We start from the raw sequence: 15410 nt of genomic DNA, 5'->3' as shown, positions 1-15410 counted from the left end.
CCGCACGGCGAAGCCATTACGCCTCTGATTTCACTCCCAAAGTCGTCACCTGCGGGACGTTGCAGAGCGACCATTGCGCAGAATGCCGTCATTGAAAATCCGGTATTATTCAATACAAGCTATCAGCATGATGGATATCAGACGGCTCGACCTGAACCTCCTTCTCCTGCTCGACGGACTGTTCCGCGCCCAGAACCTGTCAGCGGTCTCCCGCCAGCTGGGAATGAGCCAACCGATGGCCAGTGCCGGGCTGCGGAAGCTGCGGGAATTCTTTAGCGATCCGCTCTTTCTGTCGACCGGACGCGGCATGCGACCGACACCGTTTGCGGAATCGATCGCCGACGCGGTGCGAACCGTGCTTTCGACGGTCGACCAACAAATCCTCCGCAAGCCTCGCTTCGTGCCGGAAGAGAGTGACCGCGTGTTCACAGTCACGACCTCGGACATCGGCGTTCTGATTTTCATCCCGCCAATTCTTCAGCGGATCCGTGCGATGGCCCCTCGAGCGGCTTTGCGATGCGTACCGACCTCTCACGATGAGCTGGAAGACGCGCTGGAGAGCGGCGAAATCGACTTGGCGATCGGCTATTTTCCGGATCTCCTTGGTCCGAATGTCGTGACCGAAGACCTATTCGATCACCCCTTCACCTGCATCGCCCGCAAGGACCATCCCACGATCGGTGATACTCTTACGCTCGAGCAGTTTCTCGCGGCCGACCATATCGTCGTGAACCAACAGGGTCGCAGTCAGGAGATATTCGAGAAGCGCGTCCGGGAGCTCAAGCTGCAGCGCCGTGTTGTCCTGCACCTGCCGCATTTCATGAGCGTGCCGCAATTGGTCGCAACCAGCGACATGATCTCGACCGTCCCGTTCTCGCTTGGAGCCTGGTACGCGAATGCCGGCCTCAAGCTGCTCCCGCCGCCGGTTCCTATACCTCTCATCGAACTGAGGCAGCATTGGCACCGCCGGATGGACAACGAACCGGCGGTTCGCTGGCTTCAATCTATTGTGGCCGAAGAGCTGCGCGATCGTGATCCGGCGTTGGCGATGTCCGCCGATTATGCAAAGTCACGCGCTAAAGCCGCCGAGCCAATTGCCGCAGGAGTCGCTTCAACAGAGAAAAAGCGGCGTGCGCCGCCGCGCGGTCTCCTTCGTTGATCTCGGCGCAAGCCGGCACAGCGTGTGGCAGACAGGTCGCTCTAAATGCCTCTCATTGCCTGTCGGCTCTCCCGACTTGGAGCGGCGAGCCCGCGGCAAGGGACTATGGTGCGCTCGGAGGGAGGTCACATCTTTTGTGATTTCAACGGGTTGCCGAGGTAAACGACGAGCTTGGGTGCATTTCGGGACCACCCGTGCTCTTCAGCGTGGTCAAGTATCCAAAATCATCAAAGAAAGCCGGCGGAAATTGATGACCAGCAAAAGAGATGGGCAGGACGCGAATCGGAAGGCCCTATTCGGCGAGATTGCGCGGGGGGCGGAAGTCGCGTTTAGAAATGCCGAGGAGCTGTTTTCCGAAGCGTCCTTGCTCGGCAAACACCGCGCCCTCAGCCGTTCCCTCTTTTTGCATCAAATCTCGTTGGAGGAATGTGGGAAGATCGAGCTTCTGACCGCATGGGCAACGGGATTGCTGATGGGTGAAGAGATCGACCCTCGCAAGCTCACTAAGGCGCTGGTGAATCACAAGGCGAAAAACCACGCGAACGCATACATGCTCGACGTCTCCGACGAAGAACAGGCAGCCCGTAAGAACAGGGACTGGAAAGCCGCGATCGGCTTATTCGAGGAGCGCCAAAAAGCATTCCATGAAGAATCCAATACGGCAAAGAACGCGTCGTTGTATGTGGATTTCAACGGCGAGCGTTTTGCAGCTCCGAGCGACCGGATCACGAAGGATATGGTTTCCGAAATCGTCAAAAGGAACCGCGAATACCTTGGTCTCATGTACCCAAAGGTGCGGCTGCTCTCGAAGTGGAATAGCGACATCGACAAGACCGCCGAAAAGCTTAGAGCGTTCAAGGCGTTGGCGCTGAAATTCAGGGAAGAGATGCCAAACGACCCTGAAAAGGCGATGACGCGGATGCTTGAGGAAATGCTCGAGACTGCCACTAGGGGTGAAGCCACGAAGAGCGGCTAAGCAATCTCTACTCCGCTTGCTGTGCTTTCGGCGTCGTGCCTGCAGTTTCCAACCCCGCGAATTCGCGGACTTGCTGCAACGATACCTTCTCTCTCTTGAGTTCATCCTCTTGCTCGCGGAGCGCGCTGAGCGGCATACGCTGCGGGGCGACCGATGGCTGCCCATCCAAGAAGAGTGCCAGAGCCCTCGCGATGGCGACGATATCGGCCCATCGGAAAAGTATCTGAAGTTGCCCTGCTACGATGTGCCCAAGAACAGTAACCGACCTGTCGGCTCCTCGATTGCTCGGTAAGCCACGCACAAGAAGATCGTTCACGGCGAAGCCAGATCTAGCTTTTTCGAACTTTCGTATCTGATCCAATAATTCGGTCAGTAGATCATACGCGGGCGTCTGCCTAAAGTTGCCATCCGCCGGCTCATATTTGAGGAGCAAATCCGATCCCAGGGCCGCGTCCAAACCAGCTTCGTTCAAGGCCGCGTTTGGTGCATACAATGCCAGGCTAGCAAGTCTTCCATAGGTGCGATCACTCAGCCTAATCGACCGTGTGAGATCATCGACCTTGAGATCGATTTCAGTTGCAACATTCAAGATCATATTTGCCGGAAGGAGCGGCTTGTCTTTAATGATCGGAACCAAATCCCGCAGGAGGGTGAGCAACTGATTTTGCAGCGCCTTGCGGCCCGCCGCGTGACGGACGGACAAGCCGTTCAAGATCAATGGATCGATCACATCCCGGATATCCGAAAATCGCGTGAAAGGATGAACCCAATTACCGATCGGCATCGGGCCGCAGCCTTTTACGGCCTCTGCTGTCTCCTTGTTCCGCGATATCTCGTCGATAAATGACACGATGAAATCATTATCGCTTGCGAACTTGGTCGGCCGGGATTCGATATTCCGGCGTATTTCGTCGTCCAGATCAGCTACGCTCTCAAGGTACTTTGACAGTTCCTTGGTGCTCTCCCGGTGAAGCCAAACTTCCTCGCGGACAAACGATAGTAGTTTTATCTTGCCTTCCTGAGCCAGTTCGTAGGCGGTGCGGTATTCTTGCTGCGTAATGCTGACGCGGTTGGGAGCATCATACCAACCTCCGACACGCGTGCCGATCAACAACAGGAAGAAATCGGCCTGTTGGATCGTGTCGAGACATGCCTGATAGGAGTGCTTGTCGAGCGGCTTCGTAAAATCATTAAATTCCGAGGCCAGTACCCTGCACCCGTTCTCCTCCAAATGGTCCTTAATGGCGCTCCGCATGTCGCGGAAATCGTAAATCGTTGAAGAAATAAAGATGGTGGGACGGTCCATGGATCACATTGCTCAGCTTAGGTGGGAGGACGCCGCTCGCCCCGCACAACCATAAATAGGCTGCGATCGACGTGGTATCAAGGAATAGCGAACTTTGCTCCTTCGGCGCCCAGAGAAATTGCACTACGCCGAGGGAGCCCGATCGGCAGCAGGGTTCTCGTTGCTTGGCTGAGGGGGAAGAAGGATGCTTGCCCAGTTGATTTCGGCCAGTTCAGCTGTCAACGAAGCCTCGTAGACCCGAAGGGCCGCGTGGCCTGGATGAGAGTCTACCGCGAACGCTATTAACGCACGGGCTCGAGCTTCGTTGCCGGCGGCGCGGTTGACCTCGGCCAAATGGAGCGACAGGGCAGCTTCGAGCAAGAGCCCGATCTTGGTCACGCCCGCTGTATGCCGGGTCTTGAAATAGCTTTTGTGCAGTTCCTCGAACTGCCCCAACGTCCAATCAACTGGATAACCCATGACCAGATGGGCAACGAAGCTCTCGATGGTAGGGGCATCAAAGTCGGCTTTATGTTTCTCAAAGAGCGCAGGCCACTGTTTGCAGCTGAATTCGGGGCCCGCCAGCTGGTGGAACAGATAATACAGCGTCAACATCGGGACGCGCTGACTCGGTTTTCGTAACCCCGGCACCAACTCCTCAACCATGGTCAAGATCGGCCGCAAATCCGTTAGCTTGGTACCCTTCTGACGCAGAAGCACGGCGGCGGTAATTTGCTCCAAAAACGCCGCGAGCCGTACCGGCGCGGATTTATGGTCAAAGCCCCCGGTCGAGGCGATCCAATACTCGGGAGAAAGCTTGACGGTAACGATGCCTGGCAGCTCACGGCGGTAATTGAACGTCTCGCGCTCAACCGTGCGCCCACGTGCGATGAACTCCATGATGATGTGACGCGCGAGGCGCGACAAGCCCGAGAACGACAATGTTTCCTTGTCCTCGACGTCGGTAGCCTCGGAAAATCCACTTATGGTTAGTTGACGCGGTACATCGCGCAAGAGATGCACGTAGCCTGACCGGATCGTGTACGCTTGCTGAAGCGCAATAGGAAGATCGAGTAGACTTATCGGTCCCTGCGCACCAGCAGCTTCTTCTCGGAAGAACGACGGCGCGATATGGGCCATGGCGAAATCGCGGAAACGTCGTGCCAGCGCGACATGCTCGTTAGACAGTATCGCGTCCCGGACACCAGTGGCGACTGCGTCTGATGCATCCTTCAAGGCTTTATCGACTTTATTGCGCTTGCGCGAGTCGTAGTCGCTCCACTCGGCTACATGACCATCAAAGCCCTGCGCGAGAGATTCTATCGAGGTAACAAACAGCGTGTACGCGAGGTTGAGGTCGTCAGCCAAGCGGTGCGATCCTATGACGAATTGCCGAATGGCACGCATGGCTCCGACAAACGTCTCACGCTCTAATCCGACTAATTGCGTGATGAATGCCGCCAGCGCAGCAGATTCGTCGTCCTTGGCATGCACTTCCTTGTCGAACATGCGGCGGATGAACCGGCTTGGCACCGCCTCGATACCGATGCTAGGCCGCTCCGCCAAGAGAAGACGCCTGGTGAGGTCGGGATCGGGAGTGCAGGTTACATTCAAAAAGAAGGAAATAACGGCGGCGAAATCGTTCAGGAGGTCGTCCCCGCTTGTCGCAATAAAAACACCCGGCTTGGGACCGTCTGGATGCTTCTCCTGCTTTTCCAGCATCTCGCATGTAAGGGTCGCAAGGGAGTGAAGGCCGGTCGAGGGCAGAAGAGACCCTACAGGCGTTATGATCTTCTCACCGCGCATGACGCGGTAGTTGGTGTAGAAGATTGCTCGGTGCAGCGTTTCGTATCGCTCGCCGGGCGGAAAGAACTTCTCGGTGATGATCTGCAGCATGTCCAGCGATCTATCAGAGCTTTACGATCGAGGCGGTCCCGGCGGGAACCGGTTCAAGCCCTCAGGTCGTGCATAGCCGGTCTTGTCGAACACCTCGGTGAAGAACGTCAGCAGAGCCGCATCGATCGCCGCGGCATCGGCCGAGCTAAGCTCCATTTGCACGACGGCTTCGTCGAATTTGATCGGACCGCGAATATCCTGCTGATCGACGCCGAGATGCGCTCCGCGCATGCTCACTAGGCCGAGTTCGACCTCGCACGGGAATGTCAGTCCGAGATGCGCGACAGCGAAGGCTATGTTCTTGTGAAGTGCACGATAAAACCCTTGCTCAAGGGTGAGCGCGGGAATGAGTGGCAACGGGACGTCTGCCGGGCGCCAGGCGCGCTCGCGCGTTATCAAGGTATCCGTCAGGCTCCAAAGTTCGCCGTTCTGAAAGACTTGCGTCGCCCAGCGCAGCGGCGCTGGTCCCATCGGGTAAGCGCCAGCGGGATCGTAGTAGATCGCCCCGTAGGCGTTCACCGTTGAAAGACCGCCATATCCGGTCGCCCGTATCATTTCGGACTGATTGACGCTGGCGTTGAGGCTCGACAGCGTCAGCGGCTTTTCCCGGCGCTCCATGGGAATAATACGCATGTAGCCATCGGGGGCGTCTGCGAACGCAAACTGGACCTGATCGACGCCGGGTACGCCGATCTCGGCGAGCACCTGCCCTTGCGTGAAGTAGCTGCCCTTGCTGTAGGTGGACTGCGTTCGCAGGAAGACAGGCTTTGTCTTTCGCTGACCGCCATCCAGCCCTGAAAGGATCTCGAAGGCCGCAGCGCTTGCGGCATCGGCGGCTCGCTGCTGCGATCCTGCCTTGTCAGCGCTCGCTTTGCCGGACAGGAGGTCCGAGATACCACGGATGACGGCACCCTGCGTAGGGTGACTGATGTGCACCCCCTTCAAGAATCCGCTGCCCTCCATCTCGACGGCGATGGCATCGCCATAGTGCTCCTTGATCAGCTTCGCGGTGGCGGCTTCTTGCGAAGCCACGACTTTCTCACCTGCCGCGATCGGCGCGACGAAGAACGCTGGATCTTCGTGCTTGATCGCAGGATCAAGCCGCGATTTCCAGTCGGTTCCTTGGCGGATAACGCGTGCGCGCTGCTCCAGCGCATGCGCGGTGTTCTGAACGTCAGGACGCGGCTGGAAGCCTTTGGCGGTATCCTTGCCGGACTCGTAACCGTAGACTTTGGTTGCGACCACTACGTCGCCGATGGCCACGTCTTTCACGCCGCCGGCAACGCCGACGAACAGCGCAACATGGGGCTTGTAGTGCCCAAGAGCTCGAACCGCGATTGCGGCGGCGCCCGCATTGCCGGGGCCGGCCTCGACCACCGCGATGTCCCATCCCTCGAATTGCCCTTTAAAAAAGCCGGTGCCGCTAACGGTCTCAACGTCGTATTTCCCGAGGTGCCGCAAGACCGCGCGCGTCTCGACCTCGAGGGCGGTGACGATGACAGCAGTGGGGAATGGTCGTTGTGGCACGAGGTACGCTCGGCTGGTATGGGGATGCGCCTCAATATATAGGTGCTCATTCGGCTTCGCCTAGCGATATTGGCGTGATGTCGATCATCGGCATGTCGATGATCGGCCAGCGCGTGCTGGTGCCGATGATGCCGCCGGTGCCGATGATGATGATTGCTACTGCTGCTGCTCGTCATCATGATGGTCATCGGCATGATCATCATGCTCATCGGGGCTAGGTCGCTTTCTCCCCGTCCTTCAGGGCGAGAGCTCGATTCGCCCGCGGCATCAGGAAATCGGCCAGCGTCTTAGTTACATCCGTCAGCGGGCCTGGGTCGACCGCAACCTGTCTGATGAACGCCGCCCATTGGTCCTTCTTGCCGGCGTCCTCGGCGAAGGCCGGCGTGAATGCGTCCGGAAGGGCGGTCGGAATCTCGGTCTTGCGGCGTGCGAAAGTCGCTTTGATAGCGCGGGCGAGCGTGTCGCCGTCGAACCTATAGGAGCGGATCAGCACCCAGATGTCGTAGAAATCCTTCAAACGGCTGTTGGCGAGGCCGAGGGCGACCATCGCCTGGAATTTTTCGGCTATCACGGTCTCGCGCGGATAGGACCGCAGCTTGGGCGCCGGAAAATCCAGCAATACCGGGAGGTCGGTTTCCTGCACGCCAGGCTCGATTGCATCGCCAAACGCTATGTCGATCACGACGCGGACGCGGGCGTTGTCGACCGTGGCATTGCCCTTGATCCGGACGCCGCCATATTCGTTTTCGTCGCGGATGCGGTCGACGGTGAAGCTGGCCGGGTCGAAGATGACGCCGTCGGCGACGTCGACGGCGGCGATCTCGTTGAATATTGAAAGCAGCGCGTCGGGGTCGGGATCGCCCGAGCCGAGGAGATCAAGGTCGCGCGTCGGCCGAAATTGATTGTCGACCCAGGTCGCGAGCAGCATCGCGCCCTTAAGGACGAAGCGGTTGCGGTAATCCGTCGAGCCGAGGCGAAATAGCAGCCGTTCCAGCACGTAGCGGGTGAGGAGGAGCTCGAAGGGTTGATTGCGCTCTCTGGAGAGCGTGATCAATCGCGTGCGAACCGAAGCCGCGACATTCTTGGGTGGGTTAGCCATTGGCGGTCATTGCGTCCATATAAGGCTGCATGGCCTTCCAAACCCCGGCCTTGCGCGCGAAATCCGCGATCTCCGAGGGCTTGACCTTGCGGGTTCGCAGGGCCTCGCGCAGACCTTCGAGCGCGAGGTTGAGGCCGGTGCTGTGACGATAGCGTGTCCCGGCACTGCGTCGGTAGCGAAAAAGATCGACGACGGTCTTGGCTGGGCTGAAGATCTTCACCGAGCAACCTTCGATGATATGGGTCTCCACGCCCTCCTGAAGCCGCTCCGGGCTGAAGCGAACGAATTGCATGGGCGGGTTGGTCGGAAGCGGTTGCCGGTCTTTCGAGCCAATGGCGAGCCAGACCCGTGAGGGGATGGTGTCGGTCAGGTCATGAAAGGAGAGCGCCGAGATCAGCGCGATGACCCCCTTGGGCACTCGCTTGGTGGCCTCGACGAGAGAGTGATGGGTATCGATGGGTGCATCGGGGAGTTGGTAAAGTCCGCGTCCGAGTTGAACAATGAGGCCCTTCTGCTTCATCCGCGCGACGGTGGCCGCCGTGACGCCCGCCGCGGTAAGCTCAGAAGAGCGCGCGATGCCATGCTCCTTGAGGAGTTTGATGGCTCGGTCCTGCTGCGTTGATGGTAGCTTCATGTTTGTGTTCTTATTTGTCGGATATGATATATTTATATCCGACATTTAATATCAGATCAATCTGCCATTACTAAAGGGCAGATTTCACGCAACCAATTGACAAAAAATACCACTTTGTAAGATCTCGCGCACAATAGAGTTCCAGCGAACAGTGGCACCGAGTCCAATGTCAGCTCCGATTGAGCGGACCACCTGGCTTTGGAATCCAGAAGATACCGTAGTTCGGCCGCTCACTTTCAACCAATCGACCAGTCCGAACCAGCCGCCGGCACGCAGTCAGAACATCCCACGGAATCTCGTCGAGCTGATCGGCAAGCCTGACGTAGTCGGCGGGTCCAGCCGCAAGCAATGACAGGATACGGTCCGGTTCGGTCAGCACGAGTTCTTGCGGCTCCTCGTCGTGACCGAGATCGCACCACAACACTTGGCCGTGCCACAGAATGAAGTGACTCTTGCATCCAGTCGGCCGGTCAATCGACGGAAACAACGACCACCGTCCGCGCCGCTCGTATATTCGCCAAGCCTTGCCGCTGCGGGCGTCGAGATTCACCGACAGCGTCTCGCCGCAGCCGTCAGGGCAACGCATCACCAGCTGCCGCTGCGTGTCGCCTCGCTTGACGATGGCACAATCACCCGCATTGGCCAGCAGAGCCGCGGCCTCGCTATGCCGCTCGACGATTCCTCGGATGGAGTATCGCGAGGCGCGCATCGTCATCAGATTGCCCGCTTTGGCAGCAAGTAGCGATCACCTTGCCCCAGAAAGGCGTCCGCCGAGCAATTGACGCACCCCGGCCGCGGTGCATCGTCGAGCCGGCGCGTGTCGCCCTGCATGCCGCGCAGCACCTGAGAACGGGCTTCGCTGGGGATTCCGGCGACGGCGGCGAGGAACATGGTGCCGGCTTGTGCAACCACCGCCGAGTTGAGCGACATCACGGCGGGCTGCTCGATGGCGACCCTAGTATTGAAATAGGGATCGGCTACCCGCGCTTCCACGCTGCTAAGATCCCAGCGGACCTCGTCGGCGGAGAGAATGCCGTCGCGACATACCAAGCAGCCGAGGCCGGGCGACAACATCTGGACGCGACCGCCGAAGTGTGTGATGCGGCCGTCGACGACGTGGATCACCACGCCCATATCGATGACCGGGATGTAGTACTGATACGCTAACTGGTTGAGAAACGAGCGGCTGCCATGCGAGTCCGTGCAGCAGAAGACGAAATCACCCTTGAGCGCCATGGGGCCGACCTTGGCGTCGAGCACGTCACCTTGACGAATGGTCACGGACGCGTCCGGCGCAATGCTCTTTATCATGCGGCGGGCGACTTTGACCTTGGCGCGTCCGACGTCGCTTGGGCGCGATCCGGCCACACGATTGCGATTGGTCTTCGAGATGCATTTGGGATCGATGAGGATAAACCTACGAATACCCTTGTGCGCAAGCATCTGCGCCATCACGGAGCCGGTTCCGCCGAGGCCGACGATCACCACGGTGAGCGCCGCGATCACGCGTTGCCCGGCTTCGCCAAAGGCACGAATCTGCCGTTCAAATTCATCGCCAGCCGGACGCGGCACGCCGGGAAGATAGCTGGTCACATGGCGACCGATCTCGAACACGCTCACCGGCGCCGGATCGGCCATTGCACGCGCCGTCGCCGACTGCGCGCCGATCAGCAGCGACACGTGCGGGACCGCGCCAAGGCGCGACCTAGCATAGGGGGCCAACGCGGCTTCCGTCGCATCGTCGGTGACCGAAAACACCGGCATCCCGGCCTGCAACGGGTGGCTGTGGCAATAGACCAACGTCATGCCGTGACGCCGCGCCTGCTTTTCCATCCGGAGGCGAAACGCCGCGGTTGGTCGGACATTGAACACCGTGCGCTCCTCATATTCATTTGCGCCGGGCTCATGGATCGATGTCACCAGCAGGCGCCAGTCGTTGCCGATCCGCACCGGCCTGGCCAGTGCGAAGGCAAAGCTCTCGACGCTGACTGCACGGAACCGTTTCGCAAGCTCCGTTAACTCCGTTCCGGGAAACACCACCTTGATCATTCCAGGCACTCCAGCCGCTTGAGACAGACGCTAACGAAGGTGAGCAGGTCGTGATTGTTCGGCGACCACCGGTTCGCCTCAAGGTGCCACGAGAAGTAGTGGCCGGTGATGCCGGTCTCGGGGATCGGATGGTTGGTCGCGCTGTTCTTCGGGACGACGCCGTTGACCATCACGTTTGGCTCAAGCCAGAAGCTGTCCGGAGCGGCGACCGAATAGCCAACCGGCGCGATGAAATGCAGCGCCACGGTCGCCGGCGACCAGGCCGCCAGCAACGGTCGATTCGACAAGGTGATCAACCCCGCGCCGCTCGGAAGCGGCGTGAGGACGGCGTCTGGATAGCGCTCCTTCAGCCGCTTGAAGTGCGCATCGAGGGTCGGCGAGCTCATCGGCGTTAGCCGAAGTTGGCCGGCGGCTGATCATAGAAGTGCGGGAAATCGCAGATCTCGATCTCGTCATCGTCGTGCAACGGCTTGTCGGGATGGTCGCCGCAGGCCTCCAGCACCAGCGTATGCTCGACGTTGAAGCCTTGCACGTGCTGGGCGATGAATGCCTTCAAGGCGCGCACCTTCATTCGCTCCGCCGGCGCCTCCAGCTTTTGGGTACCAAAATAGAACCAGCGCTTGGCGTGATGGTGACCGCCGTGATCGTGGTGCTCATGATCATGGTGGTCGTGACCGCCGTGACGGGCATCGGACTGAATATCGTTCATGTTCCTTGTTCCTTGTCGAAACGCCGCCAGCCCGATTGCTGGCGGTTGCATTTCCGTAGCATGGGATATGAATTATTGCAAACAGCATAAACTTTTACATTGTTTGCTATAAGCACATTTGTTGGCCACGTTGACAAAAGGATGGTTCGTGAGCGACAAATACGGAATGAATCCTGAATCAATCTATCTTGAGATCGGCGAGCGCATCCGGGTACGACGGAAGGCGAATCGGCTGCGCCAGCACGAACTCGCCGATCGCGTCGGAATCTCGCGCGCCTCGCTCGCCAATATGGAAGTGGGGCGTCAGAAAGTTCTGGTCCACCAACTCTACGCGATCGCCATCGCGCTGGGACTTGCACCGGCAGACTTGATTCCGGCGCCTCCAGCCCTCCTGCGCGCTGATGATCTTCCGCTGCCTGCGAACCTCAAGCCGAAGGAGCGCGAACAGATTGCCCGTTTGTTGTCGGACCAACCGCAAACCGTGCCACGGCGAGACAAGGACGTGACCAATGCCGCCCAAAAGAAGCGCTAGCGTCGACGAGCAAGCCGAGCAGCTACGGCTTGAGCTTGGCATCACAACCATTCCGGTGCCGGTAGAACGCATTGCCCGCGCACTCGGCGCGCAGCTACGCTACTCGCCGCTGGAGAACGAAATATCCGGCATGATCTTCATCCGGGACGGCGCTCCGATTATTGGCGTTAACTCACTTCATCACGTGCATCGCCAACGCTTCACCATTGCACATGAAATCGGTCACCTTAGACTCCACCGTGACCAGCTTGCGGCGAGCGTGCATGTCGACAAGAGTTTTCCTGTCCTGCGCCGAGACGAACAATCAGCGACCGGCACCGATCAGATCGAAGTTGCGGCGAATCGATTCGCGGCCGCGCTTCTCGTGCCGCAGGCCATTATCGATGCCGAATTCAAAAACAAGCCTTCCGATATTGACGACGAAAGCCCGATTGAGGCCCTCTCGAAGAAACTGCGCGTCAGCAAGCAGACATTGGAATACCGCATCCGGAATCTAGAGAAATCGGCTTAGGCCACGGGTATGCATCATGGCGTACGTGTTCTATGATTTTGAGACCACCGGCCCGAATGCCTACCATGACCAAATCATCCGGTTCGCCGCCGCCCGCACCGACGGCGACTTCCAGATACTCGAACGGTTCGAAACGGAGTGCGCCCTCCTCGACAGCGTCGTGCCGTGCCCCACGCATATGCGCTCGTTGCTACTGCCCGCCGCTCAACTTGAGAAGCCGGGCCTGCCGTCCCACTACACGATGGTGCGCAGCATCCAACAGCGTTTGAGCAAGTGGTCGCCAACGCTCTTCCTCTCAAACGGCGCGATCGCATTCGGCGAGCATGCCCTGCGGCAGGCGCTCTACAAGACGCTCCATAACCCCTATCTCACTAACACAAACGGAAACTGCCGAACCGACGTGACCAGGCTAGTCCAAGCGACCTTTGCTCACCTGCCCGATGCCCTGACAATTCCGCGGACGGACAAGGGGCGCGCCGATTTTGATCTCGAACGCCTTGCCGTGGCGAACGGGTTTACCTCCGCGCTGGCACTCGGTCCCGAGCGGAGGGTTGACGCATGCATCTTCCTCTGCCGCTTGATCGAAGCGAGCGCACCGGAAATCTGGTCGATGTTCATGCAGCACAGCAAGAAGACGTCAGTCGAAAATTTTGTCCGAACCGAGCGCGTCTTCGCATTGTCCGACGTTTATAACGGTCGCGCCTATCGCTGGCTTATGACGGTGATCGGCGAAAATCCAGATAATGCTTCGGAACTGCTCGCATACAATCTTGCCATGGATCCCGAGGAGCTTGCGCAGCTTTCCGAGCCAGACCTGGAGTTCCGCCTCGATCAGATGCCGCGACCATTGCGCCGCTTAAAGTCGAACGGCTGCCCGATGCTTGCCTATCCCGACGAGTTCCCCGTCGCTCTGGCTGATGGTATCGATATCGCGGAGATCGAGCGCCGGGCCGAGTTCTTGTGCCGTGATGCCGCGCTGCGAAGCCGGCTGGTCTCAACTTTCTATCGTCTCCATCCCAAGGCGACGCCACCGGATTACGTCGAGCACCTAATCTACGAAGGCTTCTTTCCGCGGCCCGACGAGGTGCGCATGACAGCCTTTCACGAGGCAACGTCGTGGATGCGACGCTATGAGATCGCCAATGAGTTCGAGGATGATCGATTAAGAACGATTGCTCTGCGCTTGGTGCACGCCGAGGATCCGGCGGTCATCCCGCCAGCACGTCGACGGATTCTGGACCGCAGGCTAGCTAACCGCGTCGCCGGAACCGACGTCAACGCTCCCTGGCGCAATCTTCGCGCCACCCTCAACGAATTCGACGCTTTGTTGATGGCGGCCTCTGCCGAGCAGATTGCCGTCCTGGAAGGTCATCGCGAGCGCTTGCGAGCGCGTTGGGACCACTCGCAGACCGTCCTCGCTTAGGCGCTACTCCCATACCACGTCACCCACTGGCTGTTGCGTGTGTCGACATTGCACGTTGCCACCGAACCTCATCCGCTGGGGCGAGCGATTAACCGTCGAGAATAGTTCGCCACTTTAGCAGAGTCGCCTGGGATATGACGGGCCGCCCCACATCCAGGTCGCTTATTCGCTCAGTCCAGATGTTTCACCGGCGGTTTGAGCGGGCCGACAGTTCGCTCTTCTTTCCGGACTGCCGAACCTCTCCGCCTCGCTGGAAAGCTCTCTGTGACCCGTTTCAGTCAAAACAAACATTCACCTGGTCCCAAAGGCTAGCGACGCTCCAACGCGTCTGAATAAGCACTGCTACTTCGGCTTCAACAATTCACCAACCTCGACACCAAGCGCTTTAGCTAGCTTGCCCAGCATCGTGACCGAGGGACTGTAAACGCCCGTTTCTAGTTGGCTGATGTAGCTCCGGTCCACTTTTGCCCGAAACGCGAGCTCTTCCTGACTCAACTTCCTTTCGTTGCGGAGCCGCCGCAGATTCCGAGCAACGATTTGCTTCATCTCGTCCATCGAAGGCGAGATGCTTCTTGTTGAGTAAACTCATCAATTGAGTATACTCAACAAAAAGGAGAGCCACGCGTGCTGGCTGATCTTGAACCATTCGTTGAATTGCCTGGACAATGCCTCGGCTACGGGGGCGATGTGTTCCGGTTCGGATACCGTTGCCGGCGAACAGGTGCTCCCTTCGCTATCGTTGAGATCCCGGCTTCAACGGTCGCCAAGTTCGTTCCATTACAGACTTCAGTTCGAGTGACGATCGACGGACGAGTCGTCACCGAGGCCGAATTACCATACGATCGGAGCGCGCTCGACCGCAGTTCCCAAGGAGTTTCCCTGATTAAGCTGATTGAGGAAACCTTGCACCCCGACAACCTCCGCCTGGAGGATGCCGGCCCGCGCGAACTGAACAGTTTACACCAAGAGCTCGAGATTTGTATGCAGCGGGTAAAAGCTGCGCTTGCCTCTTTGAATGTTCACGGACTAGCGACGTCCCCCTCGAAATTAGAGTAAGACGATCCTGTCTTGGAAATTTTCCGGCGACCGCGCGCCACCGCTTGCGCTCTTTAGCCGATCGAGGAACGCCAACTGCTCCGACCGCAACCCCTTTGAACTAGCGAGCAGCTCGATCGCGATTTTGATCGAGGCCGCGGTCTGGAAAGCTAGCGTCCGATTCACGCCTGCAACCTGTTGACGGTATTTTCTCGTGTGATGACGACGGCATGCCCCTGTATCATCCCTGCCGCGGAGCAGGAGTAGCTGTGCGGGTGACAGGCGTTGAGGAGATCGGCAGCCCCCCAGTCGAGCCCGGTGCCAAGGCCAGCACTATTGCCATCAACCTCTCGGGTGAAGGACTTCACGGCGGAGAGCTCTGGGTATCCCGGGGCACCACGATGAACCGGAACTGGTGGCGGTCGTCGGCGCTTCGCTCAGTCAAGTCTTGCCGTTGCCGGATTCGCGTGCGGCATCGTGGCGTCCTCCCTCTCGCGTGACACCGCGCTGCACGTAGCTCAGATGCGCCGAATGGCACCGCTGCTACCTGCCTTGGTACGTACGAGGCTCGCGCC

17 protein-coding genes are annotated in these 15410 nt (G+C 58.8%); 7 read left to right on the top strand and 10 right to left on the bottom strand.

The window, feature by feature from the left end; genetic code table 11:
* Positions 1–127: 127 nt before the first annotated feature.
* Positions 128–1159 carry a LysR family transcriptional regulator gene (locus JQ616_RS35430; protein WP_249137716.1) on the top strand — a complete coding sequence of 344 codons (1032 nt, stop codon included), beginning with the start codon at positions 128–130 and terminating at the stop codon, positions 1157–1159.
* Positions 1160–1409: 250 nt separating this feature from the next.
* Positions 1410–2135, top strand: coding sequence for an AbiV family abortive infection protein (locus JQ616_RS35425; protein WP_212022812.1), 726 nt, complete (start codon positions 1410–1412; stop codon positions 2133–2135).
* Between the two features lie 7 nt (positions 2136–2142).
* Here JQ616_RS35425 and JQ616_RS35420 read toward each other — a convergent pair whose 3' ends face one another.
* The 3 genes from JQ616_RS35420 to JQ616_RS35410 all read right to left on the bottom strand — a co-directional run bounded on the left by JQ616_RS35420 (position 2143) and on the right by JQ616_RS35410 (position 6843).
* Positions 2143–3441 carry a DUF4062 domain-containing protein gene (locus JQ616_RS35420; protein WP_212022811.1) on the bottom strand — a complete coding sequence of 433 codons (1299 nt, stop codon included), beginning with the start codon at positions 3439–3441 and terminating at the stop codon, positions 2143–2145.
* Positions 3442–3564: 123 nt separating this feature from the next.
* Positions 3565–5316, bottom strand: a complete 1752-nt coding sequence (locus JQ616_RS35415; RefSeq protein WP_212022810.1) for a hypothetical protein — start codon at positions 5314–5316, stop codon at positions 3565–3567.
* A gap of 21 nt (positions 5317–5337) precedes the next feature.
* A complete protein-coding gene (locus JQ616_RS35410; protein WP_212022809.1) occupies positions 5338–6843 on the bottom strand; it encodes a 5'-methylthioadenosine/S-adenosylhomocysteine nucleosidase in 1506 nt (501 codons plus the stop codon).
* Between the two features lie 74 nt (positions 6844–6917).
* Here JQ616_RS35410 and JQ616_RS35405 point away from each other — a divergent pair, with 74 nt between their 5' ends.
* Positions 6918–7061: a hypothetical protein gene (locus JQ616_RS35405; RefSeq protein WP_212022808.1), complete on the top strand. Its 144-nt coding sequence runs from the start codon at positions 6918–6920 to the stop codon at positions 7059–7061.
* On the opposite strand, the gene JQ616_RS35400 is transcribed toward JQ616_RS35405, so the two are convergent.
* The 6 genes from JQ616_RS35400 to JQ616_RS35375 form a co-directional block, all read right to left on the bottom strand.
* The gene (locus JQ616_RS35400; RefSeq protein ID WP_212022807.1) at positions 7058–7942 is read right to left on the bottom strand and encodes a nucleotidyl transferase AbiEii/AbiGii toxin family protein; all 885 of its coding nucleotides are present in this window, start codon (positions 7940–7942) and stop codon (positions 7058–7060) included. The two genes, JQ616_RS35405 and JQ616_RS35400, sit on opposite strands and share 4 nt — an antisense overlap.
* The gene (locus JQ616_RS35395; RefSeq protein WP_212022806.1) at positions 7935–8576 is read right to left on the bottom strand and encodes a type IV toxin-antitoxin system AbiEi family antitoxin domain-containing protein; all 642 of its coding nucleotides are present in this window, start codon (positions 8574–8576) and stop codon (positions 7935–7937) included. Before JQ616_RS35395 ends, JQ616_RS35400 begins: the two co-directional genes overlap by 8 nt.
* Before the next feature lie 169 nt (positions 8577–8745).
* On the bottom strand, positions 8746–9291 hold the full coding sequence (locus JQ616_RS35390; protein WP_212022805.1) for a DUF6527 family protein: 546 nt from the start codon (positions 9289–9291) through the stop codon (positions 8746–8748).
* Positions 9291–10625: a HesA/MoeB/ThiF family protein gene (locus JQ616_RS35385; protein ID WP_212022804.1), complete on the bottom strand. Its 1335-nt coding sequence runs from the start codon at positions 10623–10625 to the stop codon at positions 9291–9293. Before JQ616_RS35385 ends, JQ616_RS35390 begins: the two co-directional genes overlap by 1 nt.
* A complete protein-coding gene (locus tag JQ616_RS35380) occupies positions 10622–11011 on the bottom strand; it encodes an E2/UBC family protein (protein WP_212022803.1) in 390 nt (129 codons plus the stop codon). Before JQ616_RS35380 ends, JQ616_RS35385 begins: the two co-directional genes overlap by 4 nt.
* 5 nt (positions 11012–11016) lie before the next feature.
* The gene (locus JQ616_RS35375) at positions 11017–11334 is read right to left on the bottom strand and encodes a hypothetical protein (protein ID WP_212022802.1); all 318 of its coding nucleotides are present in this window, start codon (positions 11332–11334) and stop codon (positions 11017–11019) included.
* A 148-nt stretch (positions 11335–11482) separates the two neighbouring features.
* Between JQ616_RS35375 and JQ616_RS35370 the strand changes: the two genes are divergently transcribed.
* Genes JQ616_RS35370 through JQ616_RS35360 form a run of 3 tightly spaced genes read left to right on the top strand, consistent with a single transcriptional unit; the run spans position 11483 to position 13800 of the window.
* Complete coding sequence (locus JQ616_RS35370) at positions 11483–11866, top strand: helix-turn-helix domain-containing protein (protein WP_212022801.1); 384 nt, start codon at positions 11483–11485, stop codon at positions 11864–11866.
* Positions 11844–12377 (top strand): ImmA/IrrE family metallo-endopeptidase, encoded by a 534-nt coding sequence (locus JQ616_RS35365; RefSeq protein ID WP_212022800.1) that lies wholly within the window; start codon positions 11844–11846, stop codon positions 12375–12377. Before JQ616_RS35370 ends, JQ616_RS35365 begins: the two co-directional genes overlap by 23 nt.
* A gap of 16 nt (positions 12378–12393) precedes the next feature.
* Complete coding sequence (locus JQ616_RS35360; protein WP_212022799.1) at positions 12394–13800, top strand: exonuclease domain-containing protein; 1407 nt, start codon at positions 12394–12396, stop codon at positions 13798–13800.
* 342 nt (positions 13801–14142) lie between these two features.
* On the opposite strand, the gene JQ616_RS35355 is transcribed toward JQ616_RS35360, so the two are convergent.
* A complete protein-coding gene (locus JQ616_RS35355) occupies positions 14143–14355 on the bottom strand; it encodes a helix-turn-helix domain-containing protein (RefSeq protein ID WP_212022798.1) in 213 nt (70 codons plus the stop codon).
* A 69-nt stretch (positions 14356–14424) separates the two neighbouring features.
* Between JQ616_RS35355 and JQ616_RS35350 the strand changes: the two genes are divergently transcribed.
* Positions 14425–14856, top strand: a complete 432-nt coding sequence (locus tag JQ616_RS35350; RefSeq protein ID WP_212022797.1) for a hypothetical protein — start codon at positions 14425–14427, stop codon at positions 14854–14856.
* Positions 14857–15410: the final 554 nt, after the last annotated feature.

Origin of the sequence: Bradyrhizobium tropiciagri, from assembly GCF_018130545.1 — a bacterium.
GTDB lineage: Bacteria > Pseudomonadota > Alphaproteobacteria > Rhizobiales > Xanthobacteraceae > Bradyrhizobium > Bradyrhizobium tropiciagri_A.
The sequence above is the reverse complement of the archived record's forward strand: the minus strand, read 5'-3'. Positions and strand labels throughout refer to the sequence as shown.